Raw genomic sequence first — 14520 nt, forward strand, 5'->3', positions numbered from 1 at the left:
TTCCAACCTCTTATCAGGAATTTGCGTTACTTGGAGTAGAGCTCCACGATCAACTGCTCGTTTGCCATAAGCGGAATTTCTGAGCGCTTTGGAATGTCGAGGAGTTCCCCTTCCAGCGATGCCTTATTCAAGCGCAACCACGGATATTCCGCTCCGCGTCCAACCTTGAGCGAGGCATGAATAAGGTCAAGATTCTTTGAACTGTCTTTGACCCGGATAAGCTGACGCGGCTTGACCTGATACGATGGAATATCAACCAGCGCACCATCGACGAGGATATGACGATGGCGGATAAGCTGACGCGCCGCTTTGCGTGATGAAGCAAATCCGAGCCGGTGGACGATATTATCAAGACGCAGCTCCAAGAATTGAACCAGGGCCTCGCCGGTGATACCGGACTTGGCGTCGGCATGCTCGAAGTAGTTACGGAACTGCTTTTCAAGCACGCCATAGATTCTTCTCACCTTTTGTTTTTCCCGCAACTGTAGACCGTAGTTTGAGACTTTTCGTCTCATATTCTGGCCATGCTGACCGGGAGGATATTGTCGTCTTTCAATCGCGCATTTGTCAGAAAAGCAGCGGGAGCCTTTGAGAAAAAGCTTCTCACCTTCCCGGCGGCACAATCTGCAGTTTGCTTCAGTGTAACGGGCCATCTATTCTCCTACTATCAATACAAAAATATTCATCATACTTAGACACGGCGGCGTTTGGGTGGGCGGCAACCGTTGTGAGCAATCGGCGTGACATCTTTGATCAACGTAATCTCGAGTCCTGCGGCAGAGAGCGAGCGGATTGCGGCTTCGCGCCCTGCGCCCGGTCCTTTGACCCAAACTTCAACCCGTCGCAAGCCAAGATCAATCGCTTCTTTGGCGGCTGTTCCCGCTGCGGTTTGGGCGGCGAAAGGAGTCGATTTTTTTGAACCCTTGAAGCCGGCCTTGCCAGCGGTTCCCCACGAGATCGTACGGCCTTGCATATCGGCGACGGTAATGATAGTGTTGTTGAAAGTCGCCTTGACATGGACGATTCCATTCGATTCAACACGTCCGACTCTTTTTTTAGTTCGCTTCTTTTTGGGTTCTGCCACGAATATCCTCTATCTTTATTTTATCTTTTACGTCTTTGAGGCTGGTTTCTTCTTCAACCCGCCAATTGACCGTCTTGGTCCCTTACGCGTGCGCGCATTTGTTTTAGTCCTCTGTCCGCGTACCGGAAGTCCGCGGCGATGGCGGAGTCCGCGATACGAGCCGATATCAATAAGGCGTTTGATATGCATGGACACTTGTCCACGCAACGCGCCCTCGACACTGACATCGCTTTCGATGACTGAGCGAAGTTTTGCAACTTCATCGTCGTGCAGCTTATGCACACGGGTGTCAGCGCTGATACCAGTCTTGCTAAGTATCTGCTGAGCTATATACGGACCAATGCCAAAGATATACTGCAAACCGATTTCAATTCGCTTATCTTTGGGCAGGTCAACACCGGCAATACGAGCCAAAGGCACTCTCCTTTATCTCAACATTCATAATCGTTCTTCCTGTGTCAGAATAATTCTGTATCAAATTCTTACCCTTGACGCTGTTTGTGGCTTGGGTTCTTCGAGCAGATAATCCGCAAGACACCGCGGCGGCGAATCAACTTGCAGTGTTCGCAACGCTTTTTTATCGAGGACTTAATCTTCATACAAGACGCTTTCTGAGCAACTCATTCATTATTTATATCTATACGTGATACGGCCGCGCGACAGGTCATACGGGGACAATTCCAATGTCACCTTATCGCCGGGAAGTATCTTAATAAAATTCATTCGCATCTTACCTGAGATATGGGCTAAAACGACATGACCGTTATCCAACTCCACCCGAAACATCGCATTGGGTAGAGGCTCTACAACTTTGCCTTCAACGGTAATCGTTTCTTCTTTGGCCATACTCTCCTTTTTAAGACAGCGTTAATATATCAGGACCGTTGTCCGTGATTGCAATAGTGTGCTCGAAATGAGCTGATGGAAGACCATCCGCAGTAACTACGGTCCAGCCGTCCGGCAACGTCTTCACTTCGTAGGTCCCCATTGTTATCATTGGCTCAACGGCCAAGACCATACCCGCCCGCAAAACTGGCCCATCTTTTTCTGAACCGAAATTAGGCACCTGGGGTTCCTCGTGCATACTCCGGCCAATACCATGTCCAACAAGCTGGCGGACAACACCAAATCCCTGTCCTTCAGCCACTTTTTGCACGGCTGCGGAAATAGAGCCTAATTTATTCCCTTTTCTGGCATTGTCAATACCCGCCATAAGGGATTTCAAGGTAAATTCCATCAAACGGCTCTTTTCGGGGCTGACTTTGCCTACGGCAAAGGTGCGCGCGGAATCGCCATAATAGTCATCGACAATCGAGCCAACATCGACCGAGACAATATCCCCTTCGGCTATGATCCGTTTGCCGGGGATACCATGGACGACTTCGTCATTGATTGAAATGCACGCTGAGGCTGGATATCCATGGTAATTCTTAAAGGCCGGAACTGCGCCTTTTGAACGAATAAAATCCTCGATAAGAGTATCAAGCTCTGCGGTACTCATACCTGGACGCAGGTTTTCACCGACCATATCAAGGGTTTGACCGACAACCCTACCCGCTCGTCTCATTATCTCAATTTCTTCTTTCGTTTTCAGCACAATCACATATTTCCCAATGCGTTTAAACCGCAGTTGCATTCAGGAGAGCCTGAAACACTTTATCAGGCGCAGATTCGGCCGGAATCTCGTACAGCAATTGTTCCGTGCGGTAGAAATCCTCTATAGGCCGAGTTTGTCTTTTGTACACTTCCAAACGGTGCACAACGACCGCCTCGTCATCGTCACTTCTCCGCTGCAGATGCGCGTTATCTTTATCGCATCGTCCGGTAACTTTCGGCACCGCAAGGGGATAATTGTATCCCGCATTACAGACTGGACAAAACCACCGTCCCGAGAGCCGCTTGACGATTTCCTCATCGGAAACCCGGAGCAAAATTACCATATCAAGCGAGATGTTGTTCCCGATGAAAAGCTCCTTGAGCTGTTCGGCCTGTGGAATGGTCCGAGGAAAGCCGTCAAGAATAAAGCCGTCATCGAGAGCGCCCGAGCTAATTTTCATTCGTATCATTTCCATGATCAGGTGATCCGGAACAAGTTCGCCATTCTTCATGAATGATTCGGCCTTTCTGCCCAACTCGTTGCCGAGCTTGACCGCTTCGCGAAGGATGTCGCCAGTTGATAAATGCAACCAGCCTTGCCTCTGCGACAGTCGCACAGCCTGTGTGCCTTTGCCGGAGCCGGGAGGGCCTAAGAAGACCAAGCGCAAGATTACATCGACCTCCCGCGGATCTTTCCTTTCTTCATAAAGCCATCATAATGTCTCATCAAAAGATGCGACTCAATCTGCTGCAGCGTGTCGAGGGCTACGCCAACAACAATCAGAAGACCGGTACCGCCGAAAAAGTAATTAATATCAAGTTGACCAATCAGCACCCAGGGCAGGACGGCAATAGCCGCAAAAAACAACGCGCCGGGAAGCGTAATCCGGGTTAAAATTCGTTCGATATAGTCAGCTGTGTTCTTGCCCGGTCGGACACCGGGAATGTAGCCGCCATTTTTACGCATATTGTCCGCAATCTCCATCGGATTAAAAACAATTGCCGTGTAAAAATATGCGAAGAAAACAATTATGAGAGCGTAGATCATTGAGTACCATAAACTGCCGGGAGCAAGTCCCTCGAGAACAAATGTCTGTACCCAGTCAACATCCGGAAATAGCTGGGCGATAGTCGACGGCAGGAACATGATCGACTGAGCAAAGATAATTGGAATCACACCGGCTGAATTAACCGAGAGCGGCAGGTGAGTTGTGGCTCCACCAAAGACGCGGCGTCCGACAACTTTACGGGGATACTGCACCGGTATTCTCCGCTGTCCCCGAGTAATCATGATAACCGCAGCGATAACCAGAAGCATCATCGCTACCAAAAGAAGAGCAATCCAAAGAGGACGCGAGCCTCCCATAATCAGCAGATATTCCTCGACAATGGCGTCTGGAAAGCGGGCAATGATACCGATGAAAATAATGAGTGAAATACCATTTCCTATTCCGCGCTCGGTAATCTGTTCGCCCAGCCACATGACAAAAATTGTGCCACAGGTAAAGGTCAGAATGGTCAGCGGGATAAAGGCTGCATGGCTCATGTGTACTGCGGCCACACCGTTAAAATTAATAGTCGTAAGAAATGTCGCTGTACCCCAGGCTTGCAGGGCCGCAATAAGCACGGTCAGATAGCGCGTATATTGGGTGATTTTTCTTCGGCCTTCTTCGCCTTCGCGCTGAAGGCGTTGCAAGTAGGGCACGACGGCGCCAAGCAATTGTAACATAATCGAAGCCGAGATGTAGGGCATAATACCCATCGCGAAAATTGTCGCTTTTGCGAACGCCCCTCCGGCAAAGAGGTCCAACAACCCAAAGATAGTCTGTGAGGAAAGCGCGGCTGTGATAACTGCGCCGTCGACACCGGGTGTCGGAATATGCCCGCCAATGCGGTAGACAACGAGTAGTCCGAGGGTAAAGAAAATTCGGTTGCGTAATTCTTCGATTTTAAAAATATCGCCGAAAGTCTTCAGCACGCCACCACCTCGGTTTTTCCACCTGCTGCTTCAATTTTCGTTATCGCGGATTTTGAGAAGGCCGCCGCTTTCACTGTGAATGCCTTCTCGACCGATCCATTGCCCAGAATCTTTACCGGGATACGCGAGTTCTTTATGATTCCTTCGGCTCTGAGAGTCTCGATAGTAACCTCGCTCGATGTACAGCGGGCCAATTCCGCGACATTGACAACCTGATATTCGGTCTTATAAATATTAGTGAATCCAAATTTCGGGAGCCGGCGGTGAATCGGCATCTGGCCGCCTTCTTTACCGTACTTGTAACTCCAGCCGCTACGCGCTTTTTGTCCCTTATGTCCACGACCGGAAGTTTTTCCGAGTCCACTACCTGAACCACGGCCAACGCGTCTGCGAGTTTGTGTTGAGCCCGGTGCCGGTTTTAGGGTATGCAAATCCATAATCTCTTATGCCTCTATTATTTTATTCTGGTGTGGCAGTCTACTTAATTTCTTCAACAGTGACTAAGTGAAGAACGGCATTAATCATACCGCGAATCTGCGGAGTATCGTTATGCACAACCGTTCGGTGCAGTTTGCCCAGACCGAGAGCAGTCATTGTTCTCTTCTGCGGTTCAATCCGGTCGATTGTGCTTTTCACTTGGGTAATTTTTAACTTTGCCATGATATATCCTCTGTTCCGCCTGTCTACAAAAGCGGCCTATGCGCTTTCGCGGAAGAGCGCCTCTTGTTCTTTTGTGCGAAGATGGCTGAGGCCGTTGAGAGTGGCCTTCACGACGTTCGAAGGATTGCGGCTTCCGATAACTTTGGCAAGAATATCATGCACGCCGAGCGATTCCAAAATAGCCCGAACAGCGCCTCCGGCAATCACTCCGGTTCCCGGTGAGGCCGGACGCATTACGACTGTGGAAGCGCCGTATTCGCCGTCGATTCGGTGAGGAATCGTTCCGTTGACCAAATTGACTTTGACCATCGCTTTGCGCGCGGCTTCGGTTCCTTTGCGAATCGCTTCGGATACTTCGGCCGCTTTCCCCAGACCGATTCCGACTTTTCCATTTTTATCCCCAACTGTGACAAGAGCGGTAAAGCTAAAACGCCGGCCACCCTTGACAACTTTCGCTACCCGGTTGACGGCAATTACCTTCTCTTTAAATTCGCGGTTCTCTGATTCAAACTTGGCCAAACATCACCTCATACAATAAATAAATAAAATTCTCACGTTAAAAATTGAGGCCGCCTTCGCGGGCTCCTTCAGCTACTGCTTTGATACGGCCATGGTATCGATGCTTGTTGCGGTCAAAGACCACTTGCCCGATGCCTTTGGCTTTAGATAGCTCGGCTAATTTCATGCCGACCTTTTTTGCGACGGCCGTTTTGGAGTCTTTGTCCGTAATCGACCCCTTGAGCTCTTTTGAGTTTGAGCTTATGCCCACAAGGGTCGTGTTGTTCTCGTCATCGATTATCTGCACAAAAACATTATTCAATGATTTTGCCACAGTCAACCGCGGACGCTGGGCGGTACCAGCGACCTTGGAACGCACACGGGTGCGACGACGGTCGCTTTTAAACGCTTTTTCTTTACTTTTATCTGCCATTAGTTCAACACCATCTCTTAACCGGCTGTCTTACCGGCTTTGGTTCTGACTTGTTCACCGACATATCGCACGCCTTTGCCTTTGTAGGGCTCGGGCTTGCGGAATGAACGAATTTTTGCAGCGGTAAGACCGACAAGGGCCTTGTCCGCTCCGGATATCTTCAATTTATTTTCTTTGGCTTCATAGGCAATGGCGATTCCTTCAGGAGGAATAAACAAAATCGGATGCGAGTATCCGAGGTTCAACTGGAGTACTTTGCCTTTTGCTTCGGCGCGAAATCCGACGCCGATTATTTCAAGCTCGCGAGTGAACCCTTCGGTCACGCCGGTAACCATATTTTGAATCAGCGCGCGCGTTAAACCATGAAGGGCGCGGTGTCTCTTTTGATCGGAAGGACGACTGACAAGCAGTTCCTTTCCTTCAATCTTAGCTGATATCTCCGGATGGATCGTGTGCACAAGCGTGCCTTTGGCTCCGGTCACAGTGACCTTCGATCCGGCGATTTCAACCTTTGCCTTGTCCGGTATTATTACCGGCATTTTGCCTATACGCGACATCTTTGTTCCTCTTTATCCTACCAGCACCGCAGCACGACTTCGCCGCCGATACGTCTCTGTGCGGCATCGTAGTTGGTCATCATACCGGCAGATGTTGAAATAATCGAAATGCCCTGAATGTTATGGGTCGAGAGCTTTATTGCGTCGGATGCAATGTACTTTCGCAGTCCTGGACGTGACACGCGCTGGATTCCTCTAATAACCGGCGCGTCGCCCCGGCTGTAACGCAAATACACGCGCAGAATGCCCTGCTTGTTATCCGGCAGTTCGATATAGTCACGAATATACTTTGTGTCTTTCAAAATTCGCACAATCTCCCGTTTGACATTCGACGCTGGAACATCCACGGCGGGCCGTTTGGCCTTTGAGCCATTGCGAAGTCTGGTCAGCAGGTCTGCGACCGGATCGGTCATACTCATCGATTATTTCTCCTCACGTGTTCCAACATCTACCAACTGGCCTTTACCACGCCGGGCAGATCGCCGGCCAGGGCCATATTACGGAAGCAAATTCTGCACAGACCGAATCGGCGCATAAATGCATGCGGACGTCCGCATCGGCGGCAGCGGCTATATGCGCGGACCGCAAACCTCGGTGTGCGCTTTTGCTTCTCTATGAGACATTTCTTTGCCATCGTTCTCCTATTTTTGGAAGGGCATTCCCAGTTCGGCCAACAACTGCCGGGCTTCGTCATCGGAGCGCGCGGTTGTTGTGAACGAAATGGTCATACCACGAACCTTATCAATTTTATCATAGTCAATTTCCGGAAAGATCAACTGTTCTTTCAAGCCGAGGTTGTAGTTTCCCCGGCCATCGAACGATTTCGCGCTCACACCGCGGAAGTCCCGGATTCGCGGCATAGCAACATTGACCAGGCGGTCAAAAAATTCGTACATCTTTTCGCGGCGCAATGTCACGGCGCAGCCGATAGCAAGCCCCTCGCGGAGTTTGAAGTTCGAGATGCTTTTACGGGCTTTGGTCAATAGCGGCTTTTGTCCGGTAATAGCCTGAAGGTCGCCTGCGGCGGCCTCAAGAACTTTTGCGTTTTGGGTCGCTTCACCCACGCCGATATTGATGGTAATCTTTGATAAGCGCGGCACCTGCATAACTGATGTATAACTGTTGTCCTTCATCAATTTCGGTGTGATATCTTTTGTGTATTTGTCTTTTAATCTTGCCATCGCACTTTACCTCTTAAATCTGTTCGCCAGTCACGCGGCTAATGCGTACTTTGGTTCGCTTGCCGCCATCTTCAATAATCCGGCTTGAAAGACGGGTCGGACGGGGTCCTTTAGAGCCAGAGACATGCAACGCCACATTGCTGATATGGATAGGGGCCTCTTTTGAAATAATACCGCCCTTTGGGCTTTTTTGCGTCGGCTTCTGGTGCTTCTTGCGCAGGTTCAGTCCCTCGACAAGCACCTGGTCTTTGTCCGGGATTACAAACAGGACGCGGCCCGTCTTTCCGCGGCTTTGGCCGCAGAGTATGAGAACATTATCACCTTTTCTTATGCGCATCGTCTCTTCAATCCTCTTTATATAACTTCAGGGGCCAGGGATACAATTTTCATGAACTGCTTGTCGCGAAGCTCACGGGCGACCGGGCCAAAAATGCGGGTTCCACGAGGCTCTTTGGCCTCGTTGATAATCACCGCGGCGTTATCGCTAAACCGGATCCGCGAGCCGTCCTTGCGAAGCACAGCGGTCTTAGTACGCACAACCACCGCTTTGCATACCTCGGATTTCTTGACCGTTCCGCCGGGAATGGCTTCTTTGACGGCAACGACGATAATATCGCCGATCGACGCATATTTCTTGCGGCTACCGCCGAGAATACGGAAACACATCGCGCGCTTTGCGCCTGAATTATCCGCCACCGTAAGAACTGTAAATTCCTGAATCATTGTGATAAACCTTTCAAACCGTCAACTCGCAGTCGAGCCTACTTCGCTTTCTCCACCACTTCAATCAAACGCCAGCGCTTTGTCTTCGAGAGCGGGCGAGTTTCCATCACTTTAACAAAATCTCCGATACCGGCATCGTTTTTCTCGTCATGAGCATACAGCTTGCTCGATGTTTTGAGAGTCTTGGAATACAGCGGATGCTTGATCGTTCGGTCAATACGAATGACTATTGTCTTATTCATTTTGTTCGACACGACCGTCCCCTGACGAATCTTACGTTTGGTTCTCTCAATTGTCTGCTGTGTTTCCGGCATCAATTATCTCAGCTTTCCTTTTTTGCTTTTGTCTTAGTCTTTGTCTGCTTTTCGCCAAGAATGCCCGTCTTGCTCTCGGCAAGCTTGCGAATTCCAAGTTCGTCTTCGCGCAGGAGAGTCATGATCTGACCGACATCGCGGCCAATGTGGCGCAGGCGAAGCGGATTATCAAGCGTTTTGACTGAGCGGCGCATTCTCAAATTAAACAGTTCTTCTTCGAGGTCTTTGCGACGCTGAAGAAGTTCATCGCGCGTCAATTCGCGTAAAGTACTGATTTTCATATCTTCTATATTACCTCGGTCTCAGCGCGTGAGACAAATTTCGTCTTCAGAGGCAACTTATTGGCCGCAAGTAACAACGCTTCGCGGGCCAAAGCCTCGGTCACGCCTTCAATTTCAAACAACACTCTTCCCGGCTTGATAACGGCCACCCAATACTCCGGCGCGCCTTTACCCTTTCCCATACGGGTTTCTGCAGGCTTTTTTGTTACGGGCTTATCCGGAAAGACCCGAATCCAAATTTTTCCACCGCGCTTGATGTGGCGGGTTAAAGCCACACGAGCGGCTTCGATTTGCCGGTTGGTTAACCAGCACGGCTCGAGAGCCTTGAGTCCGTACTCACCGAAATCCACTGCGGCTCCGCCTTTGGCTTTGCCGGTCATCCGCCCACGCTGGGCTTTTCGAAACTTGCTTCTTTTGGGCTGCAACATATCTCTTTACCTACTCCTGCTCTGTGCCGATCAAACGTCTTTTTTCGGCGTCGCCGGGTTTGTTGGTGTCGAGCTACCGCCGGACTCCCCTTCGGGACGACGACCTCTTGGAGCATTGGCATCTGAATCACCTGGGCGTCTCACACGACCGCGGGGACGCTCAGCGCTGCCGCCACCGCCGCGATTATCACCGCCGCGTCCACGGCCCCCGCCAGGTCCGCGCCCATCACCTCGACCGCCACCCTGCTGTGGTTTGCCGCTGCCACCACCCGGACGACCACCGCCGCTCGGGCGATCATCGCGTCGAGGGCGACCTCCGCCTTGGTCCATATCGCGCGGGGCCTGCTGTTGTTCATTCTTGGGAGCGTCGGAACTGTCCTGGATGAATTGGCCGGCTTCGAGTATCTCGCCTTTGCATATCCATACTTTCACGCCGATACACCCATAGGTCGTATTGGCTGTAGCAAGGGCATAATCAATATCAGCTCGCAAAGTATGAAGCGGGGTGCGGCCGTCCTTGTATTTTTCTGTGCGGGCGATTTCAGCGCCTCCAAGGCGTCCTCCGCACTGTATTTTTATTCCCTCAGCGCCCATCTTCATCGTTGCGGCAAGAGCTTTCTTCATCGCGCGTCGGAAAGAGACACGTCCTTCGAGTTGGCGGGCGACAGAATCAGCGACAAGTTTAGCATTCAATTCAGGTTTGCGGACCTCGACGATATTGAGCAGAATATCTTTCTTGGTCAACATCTGTAATTCTTCGCGAAGTTTGTCGACTTCGGCGCCTCGACGTCCGATAACAATGCCCGGCCGCGAGGTATGAATATCGACAGTAACTTTTTTCGCGGCTCGTGAGATTATCACAGCGGAGATTCCGGCATTATCAAGTCGCTTGTTTATATAGCGCTTAATCATCATGTCTTCGAAAACGAGATCGGCGAAATTACGCTGGGGTGCGTACCAACGGCTGTTCCAGCCCTTGATAATCCCGAGGCGAAATCCGACCGGATGTGTCTTTTGACCCAATTTCTGCTCCTTACTTTCCTGTACTTTTCATCTATTCAGCAGATTCAGAACTCTTCTTACTCTTGGTCGTCTTACTCGTGGTAGTCTTGGCAACTGCTTTGCGGGGCGCTCGCTTTGTCGCAGACTTGGCTTCAGATTCAACCGTCGCGGCCTTTTTAGTGGCGCCCTTGGCTTTCACTGAGGACTTTGCAACCGGAGCAACCACCGGGCGTTTTTCCTGCAACTTGATTGTCAAATGGCAAAAACGTTTTTTATAGCGAAAAACGCGTCCCATGGACTGAAAGCGAAGCCGCTTCGCGGTTGGCGCTTCATCGACGAAGATTTCCTTAACATACAAGTCCTCAGGTCGAAGCGACGCCGTTCCATTATTGGACAGGGCGTTGGCGGCAGCAGATTTGAGGGTCTGCGCGACATGCCCGGCGGCCACACGGCGGGTGAAGTTCATGATGTTGATCGCCTTTTCGACAGGCATACCTTTGATCAAGTTAGCCACAAGCCGCATTTTGCGAGCGGGTATGCTGACATATCTCAATTTTGCAACGGATTCAATAGGCATGGCTATCCTTTCAATGAGCTTGCGCGTTCGACGAGCTTGCCGCCATGACCGCGATAGGTGCGGGTCGGGGCGAATTCGCCGAGCTTGTGTCCGACCATATTTTCAGAAACATAGATCGGAATAAATTTATTCCCGTTGTGGACCGCGAATGTATGTCCCACAAACTCCGGGCTGATCGTAGAGCGCCGCGACCATGTCTTAATTACCTTCTTATCACCACTTTTGTTCAGAGCTTCGACCTTGTCGAGGAGGTGATCATCGATGAACGGACCTTTTTTAAGAGAACGAGGCATTAGTTATTGCTCCACACATCCAGTTATTTCGATTTCTTCTTTCTTCTATCCTCGATCAAATGATCGAGCGATTTGCGCTTCTTGCGCGTCTTCAAACCCTTGGTCTTCTTGCCCCAAGGCGTGGTAGGATGACGTCCGCCGGAACTACGGCCTTCGCCGCCGCCCATCGGGTGATCAACCGGATTCATAACGACTCCGCGCACTGAGGGACGACGTCCGCGCCAACGCGAGGCGCCGGCCTTGCCAAGAACCAAGTTCTTATGGTCAATATTTGAAACCTGACCTATGGTCGCATAACACAATGCAGACACGGTGCGAACCTCGCCAGAAGGCATTTTCAGAGTGACTTTTGCGCCTTCTTTGGCAACAAGCTGCACAATTGTTCCCGCCGAACGAGCCATCTGCGCGCCTTTGCCGGGACGAAGCTCAATGTTATGAATTTCTGTTCCAAGCGGGATACGCGATAGCGGCATGGCATTGCCGATTTTGATGTCCGCCATATCGCCGGAGACGAGCATATCGTTCACCACGACCCCAGCCGGGGCAATAATATAACGCTTTTCTCCGTCAACATAATGCAGCAGAGCCAAACGAGCCGAGCGATTCGGATCGTATTCAATTGAGGCGACACGCGCTGGAATATCTTTTTTGTTCCGCTTAAAGTCAATGATGCGGTAGTTGCGCTTGTGTCCACCGCCTCTCTGCCAAGCTGTGATGTGACCGTTGTTATTTCGGCCTCCGGTTCTACGAAGCGGTTCAACAAGCGACTTCTCCGGAACCGAGGAGGTTATCTCTTCGAATGTTGAGATAGCGCGAAACCGCTGAGAGGGTGTCAAGGGACGGAATTTTTTAATCGGCATCTTCTTTTACTCTGTCGTCTCTTACGCGTTTTCAAAGATCGCAATGGTCTGATCTTTTTTCAGTTTCACAATGGCTTTTTTCCAAGTCGGCGTCTTGCCGGCAAAACGTCCCATGCGTCGAATCTTACCCGGGACAATCGTCGTGCGGACATCTACAACTTTTACCTTGAAGGCGGCTTCGATTGCTTCCTTGATGAGAAACTTGTTGGCTTTCTTATCGACTTCAAAAACATACTCATTGTTGTCCGCTTTGAGCTGGGTTGTGCGCTCGGTAGTGATATGGCTTTTGATGATTCTTCGCGGATCACTAATCATGCGAACACCTCTTCGGCTTTCTCAAGGCCGGCTTTGGTAAAGACGATATAATCGGCATGGAGCAGTTCGTATCCATTGGCCAATGCGGCGCGGCCATAACGTATCCCCGGAAGATTCCGGCATGAATACCACAGCTTTTCATTTCGGCCTTCATCAAGGATAATGCACTTCTTTCCGGCAAGCGAGAGCTTGGAGAGCATCGCTACAATTGATTTCGTCTTAAACTCAGCCATTTCAATCTTATCAATAACCTTAATTCGCTCCATGCGAGCTTTGTCCGAGAAGACCGAGGCAATAGCCAACCGTTTCATCTTCTTCGGAAATTTGGTCCCATACAAACGAGGGTGCGGACCAAAAACAATACCACCCCCACGCCACAGAGGTGAACGTATAGTACCGGCGCGCGCGCGTCCAGTCCCTTTTTGCTTCCAGGGCTTCTTTCCGCCGCCGGAAACATCCTTGCGAGTCTTCGAGTCAGAGTTTCCTTGACGCTGACGAGCAAGCAGATTCACAATATACTGGTGGACCAGCGCTTCGTTTGGTTCAATTCCGAAAAGCTCGGCTTTTAACGTAACCGAGCCTATCTGCGAACCTTCCTGATTATAAAGAGTCGTATCCATCGTTAATTAATCCTAACGCCGACGTCGGGTTGATTTACGTACTTTCACAAGTGAACCGCGATGCCCGGGAATGGAGCCTTTTACAAGCATCAAATTTTCACTGCCAATAATTTTTACGATAACTGAGTTGATGACCGTTACTTGATCGCGTCCCATTTTTCCAGCCATGCGCATTCCCTTGAATACGCGTGAGGGGAAAGACGACTGTCCAATCGATCCTGGGGCTCGCATACGGTCCGACTGACCATGGGTCTTCTGTGATCCGGAAAAGTTGTGGCGCTTCATTACACCGGCAAACCCCAATCCGCGCGATGTGCCGGTAATGTCAACCGACTCACCTTCTTTGAAAACATCCACTTTTAATTCAGCGCCGATTTCAAGCACGGCCTCGTCGTAACGAACTTCTTTCAAATGCATACGCGGCTCAACCTGCGCTTTGGCATAATGACCGGCAAGCGGTTTGTTTGCCTGCGAGGAATGCTTCTTGCCATTTTTGGCTATGCTCGTGCGAATGGTGCGGACCGGGCCGAACCCGACCTGATACGCCTCATAGCCGTCCTTCTCGACGGTCTTACGCGCGACCACCGGACAGGGGCCGGCTTCGATAACTGTGACTGGCACAGTATCGCCGTTCGCCGTGAAGATGCGTGTGCAGCCGATTTTTTTACCTATGATTTCTTTCATCGCTCTCTCAATCAGGTCTTGATCTCGACATCGACTCCGGCGGGGAGATCCAGTTTCATCAGGGCATCGACTGTTTGCGGAGTCGAATCATAAATGTCCATCAGACGCTTGTGAACGCGGGTCTCAAATTGCTCGCGGGACTTCTTGTCCACATGCGGCGAACGGAGAACCGTGTACACTGAGCGTTTGGTCGGAAGGGGCACCGGACCAACCAGCTTGGCTCCAGTGCGGAGAACAGTGCGGGCGATCTCTTTGGCCGAGCGATCAATTGAATAATGATCGTAGGCTTTCAGTCGAATTCGAATTTTTTGCGTTTCCATTAGTGTAAGATCACCTTTTCTTTATTCCAAAATATCGGCAATGACACCGGCGCCGACCGTGCGGCCGCCTTCTCTGATGGCAAAGCGAAGCTCTTTTTCCATCGCTATTGGAGTTA

Annotated in this window: 30 protein-coding genes; all 30 read right to left on the bottom strand. The window is 50.7% G+C overall.

Annotation, left to right across the window (positions count from 1 at the left end; all coding sequences use genetic code 11):
* Window positions 1-26: 26 nt before the first annotated feature.
* Entirely contained in the window at window positions 27-653 is a 627-nt protein-coding gene (gene rpsD / locus SGI97_08990) for a 30S ribosomal protein S4 (GenBank protein MDZ4724019.1), read from the bottom strand.
* 38 nt (window positions 654-691) lie between these two features.
* The gene (rpsK, locus tag SGI97_08995; protein MDZ4724020.1) at window positions 692-1084 is read right to left on the bottom strand and encodes a 30S ribosomal protein S11; all 393 of its coding nucleotides are present in this window, start codon (window positions 1082-1084) and stop codon (window positions 692-694) included.
* Between the two features lie 27 nt (window positions 1085-1111).
* Window positions 1112-1498, bottom strand: a complete 387-nt coding sequence (gene rpsM, locus SGI97_09000; GenBank protein MDZ4724021.1) for a 30S ribosomal protein S13 — start codon at window positions 1496-1498, stop codon at window positions 1112-1114.
* 68 nt (window positions 1499-1566) lie between these two features.
* Window positions 1567-1683 carry a 50S ribosomal protein L36 gene (gene rpmJ / locus SGI97_09005; protein MDZ4724022.1) on the bottom strand — a complete coding sequence of 39 codons (117 nt, stop codon included), beginning with the start codon at window positions 1681-1683 and terminating at the stop codon, window positions 1567-1569.
* 28 nt (window positions 1684-1711) lie between these two features.
* Window positions 1712-1930, bottom strand: a complete 219-nt coding sequence (infA, locus tag SGI97_09010) for a translation initiation factor IF-1 (GenBank protein MDZ4724023.1) — start codon at window positions 1928-1930, stop codon at window positions 1712-1714.
* A gap of 10 nt (window positions 1931-1940) precedes the next feature.
* Window positions 1941-2687 (bottom strand): type I methionyl aminopeptidase, encoded by a 747-nt coding sequence (map, locus tag SGI97_09015; protein MDZ4724024.1) that lies wholly within the window; start codon window positions 2685-2687, stop codon window positions 1941-1943.
* Between the two features lie 16 nt (window positions 2688-2703).
* A complete protein-coding gene (locus tag SGI97_09020) occupies window positions 2704-3348 on the bottom strand; it encodes an adenylate kinase (GenBank protein ID MDZ4724025.1) in 645 nt (214 codons plus the stop codon).
* A 2-nt stretch (window positions 3349-3350) separates the two neighbouring features.
* On the bottom strand, window positions 3351-4658 hold the full coding sequence (secY, locus tag SGI97_09025) for a preprotein translocase subunit SecY (GenBank protein ID MDZ4724026.1): 1308 nt from the start codon (window positions 4656-4658) through the stop codon (window positions 3351-3353).
* Window positions 4652-5095 carry a 50S ribosomal protein L15 gene (gene rplO, locus SGI97_09030; protein MDZ4724027.1) on the bottom strand — a complete coding sequence of 148 codons (444 nt, stop codon included), beginning with the start codon at window positions 5093-5095 and terminating at the stop codon, window positions 4652-4654. The genes secY and rplO overlap by 7 nt, the downstream gene beginning before the upstream one ends.
* 40 nt (window positions 5096-5135) lie before the next feature.
* Entirely contained in the window at window positions 5136-5318 is a 183-nt protein-coding gene (gene rpmD, locus SGI97_09035) for a 50S ribosomal protein L30 (GenBank protein ID MDZ4724028.1), read from the bottom strand.
* 36 nt (window positions 5319-5354) lie between these two features.
* On the bottom strand, window positions 5355-5837 hold the full coding sequence (gene rpsE, locus SGI97_09040) for a 30S ribosomal protein S5 (protein MDZ4724029.1): 483 nt from the start codon (window positions 5835-5837) through the stop codon (window positions 5355-5357).
* Window positions 5838-5874: 37 nt separating this feature from the next.
* Window positions 5875-6249 carry a 50S ribosomal protein L18 gene (gene rplR, locus SGI97_09045; GenBank protein MDZ4724030.1) on the bottom strand — a complete coding sequence of 125 codons (375 nt, stop codon included), beginning with the start codon at window positions 6247-6249 and terminating at the stop codon, window positions 5875-5877.
* A 17-nt stretch (window positions 6250-6266) separates the two neighbouring features.
* The gene (gene rplF / locus SGI97_09050) at window positions 6267-6806 is read right to left on the bottom strand and encodes a 50S ribosomal protein L6 (GenBank protein MDZ4724031.1); all 540 of its coding nucleotides are present in this window, start codon (window positions 6804-6806) and stop codon (window positions 6267-6269) included.
* Between the two features lie 17 nt (window positions 6807-6823).
* The gene (gene rpsH, locus SGI97_09055; GenBank protein MDZ4724032.1) at window positions 6824-7225 is read right to left on the bottom strand and encodes a 30S ribosomal protein S8; all 402 of its coding nucleotides are present in this window, start codon (window positions 7223-7225) and stop codon (window positions 6824-6826) included.
* A 29-nt stretch (window positions 7226-7254) separates the two neighbouring features.
* The gene (locus SGI97_09060) at window positions 7255-7440 is read right to left on the bottom strand and encodes a type Z 30S ribosomal protein S14 (GenBank protein MDZ4724033.1); all 186 of its coding nucleotides are present in this window, start codon (window positions 7438-7440) and stop codon (window positions 7255-7257) included.
* 7 nt (window positions 7441-7447) lie between these two features.
* On the bottom strand, window positions 7448-7987 hold the full coding sequence (gene rplE / locus SGI97_09065) for a 50S ribosomal protein L5 (protein ID MDZ4724034.1): 540 nt from the start codon (window positions 7985-7987) through the stop codon (window positions 7448-7450).
* Between the two features lie 13 nt (window positions 7988-8000).
* Window positions 8001-8324: a 50S ribosomal protein L24 gene (gene rplX, locus SGI97_09070; GenBank protein MDZ4724035.1), complete on the bottom strand. Its 324-nt coding sequence runs from the start codon at window positions 8322-8324 to the stop codon at window positions 8001-8003.
* 17 nt (window positions 8325-8341) lie between these two features.
* A complete protein-coding gene (rplN, locus tag SGI97_09075; protein ID MDZ4724036.1) occupies window positions 8342-8710 on the bottom strand; it encodes a 50S ribosomal protein L14 in 369 nt (122 codons plus the stop codon).
* Between the two features lie 38 nt (window positions 8711-8748).
* Entirely contained in the window at window positions 8749-9024 is a 276-nt protein-coding gene (rpsQ, locus tag SGI97_09080; GenBank protein ID MDZ4724037.1) for a 30S ribosomal protein S17, read from the bottom strand.
* A gap of 8 nt (window positions 9025-9032) precedes the next feature.
* On the bottom strand, window positions 9033-9305 hold the full coding sequence (gene rpmC / locus SGI97_09085) for a 50S ribosomal protein L29 (protein ID MDZ4724038.1): 273 nt from the start codon (window positions 9303-9305) through the stop codon (window positions 9033-9035).
* Window positions 9306-9310: 5 nt separating this feature from the next.
* Window positions 9311-9733: a 50S ribosomal protein L16 gene (gene rplP / locus SGI97_09090; protein MDZ4724039.1), complete on the bottom strand. Its 423-nt coding sequence runs from the start codon at window positions 9731-9733 to the stop codon at window positions 9311-9313.
* A 30-nt stretch (window positions 9734-9763) separates the two neighbouring features.
* Window positions 9764-10756, bottom strand: coding sequence for a 30S ribosomal protein S3 (gene rpsC / locus SGI97_09095; GenBank protein ID MDZ4724040.1), 993 nt, complete (start codon window positions 10754-10756; stop codon window positions 9764-9766).
* Window positions 10757-10787: 31 nt separating this feature from the next.
* Window positions 10788-11312: a 50S ribosomal protein L22 gene (rplV, locus tag SGI97_09100; protein ID MDZ4724041.1), complete on the bottom strand. Its 525-nt coding sequence runs from the start codon at window positions 11310-11312 to the stop codon at window positions 10788-10790.
* A 2-nt stretch (window positions 11313-11314) separates the two neighbouring features.
* Window positions 11315-11605: a 30S ribosomal protein S19 gene (rpsS, locus tag SGI97_09105; GenBank protein ID MDZ4724042.1), complete on the bottom strand. Its 291-nt coding sequence runs from the start codon at window positions 11603-11605 to the stop codon at window positions 11315-11317.
* A 23-nt stretch (window positions 11606-11628) separates the two neighbouring features.
* A complete protein-coding gene (gene rplB, locus SGI97_09110; GenBank protein ID MDZ4724043.1) occupies window positions 11629-12465 on the bottom strand; it encodes a 50S ribosomal protein L2 in 837 nt (278 codons plus the stop codon).
* A 21-nt stretch (window positions 12466-12486) separates the two neighbouring features.
* A complete protein-coding gene (gene rplW, locus SGI97_09115) occupies window positions 12487-12780 on the bottom strand; it encodes a 50S ribosomal protein L23 (GenBank protein ID MDZ4724044.1) in 294 nt (97 codons plus the stop codon).
* On the bottom strand, window positions 12777-13400 hold the full coding sequence (gene rplD, locus SGI97_09120; GenBank protein ID MDZ4724045.1) for a 50S ribosomal protein L4: 624 nt from the start codon (window positions 13398-13400) through the stop codon (window positions 12777-12779). Before rplD ends, rplW begins: the two co-directional genes overlap by 4 nt.
* Before the next feature lie 12 nt (window positions 13401-13412).
* Window positions 13413-14084 (bottom strand): 50S ribosomal protein L3, encoded by a 672-nt coding sequence (gene rplC, locus SGI97_09125; GenBank protein ID MDZ4724046.1) that lies wholly within the window; start codon window positions 14082-14084, stop codon window positions 13413-13415.
* An 11-nt stretch (window positions 14085-14095) separates the two neighbouring features.
* On the bottom strand, window positions 14096-14404 hold the full coding sequence (gene rpsJ, locus SGI97_09130) for a 30S ribosomal protein S10 (GenBank protein ID MDZ4724047.1): 309 nt from the start codon (window positions 14402-14404) through the stop codon (window positions 14096-14098).
* A gap of 21 nt (window positions 14405-14425) precedes the next feature.
* The coding region (locus SGI97_09135) for a hypothetical protein (GenBank protein ID MDZ4724048.1) at window positions 14426-14520 on the bottom strand (95 nt) is incomplete at its 5' end.

The organism is Candidatus Zixiibacteriota bacterium (genome assembly GCA_034439475.1).
In the GTDB taxonomy this organism is placed as follows: domain Bacteria; phylum Zixibacteria; class MSB-5A5; order GN15; family FEB-12; genus JAWXAN01.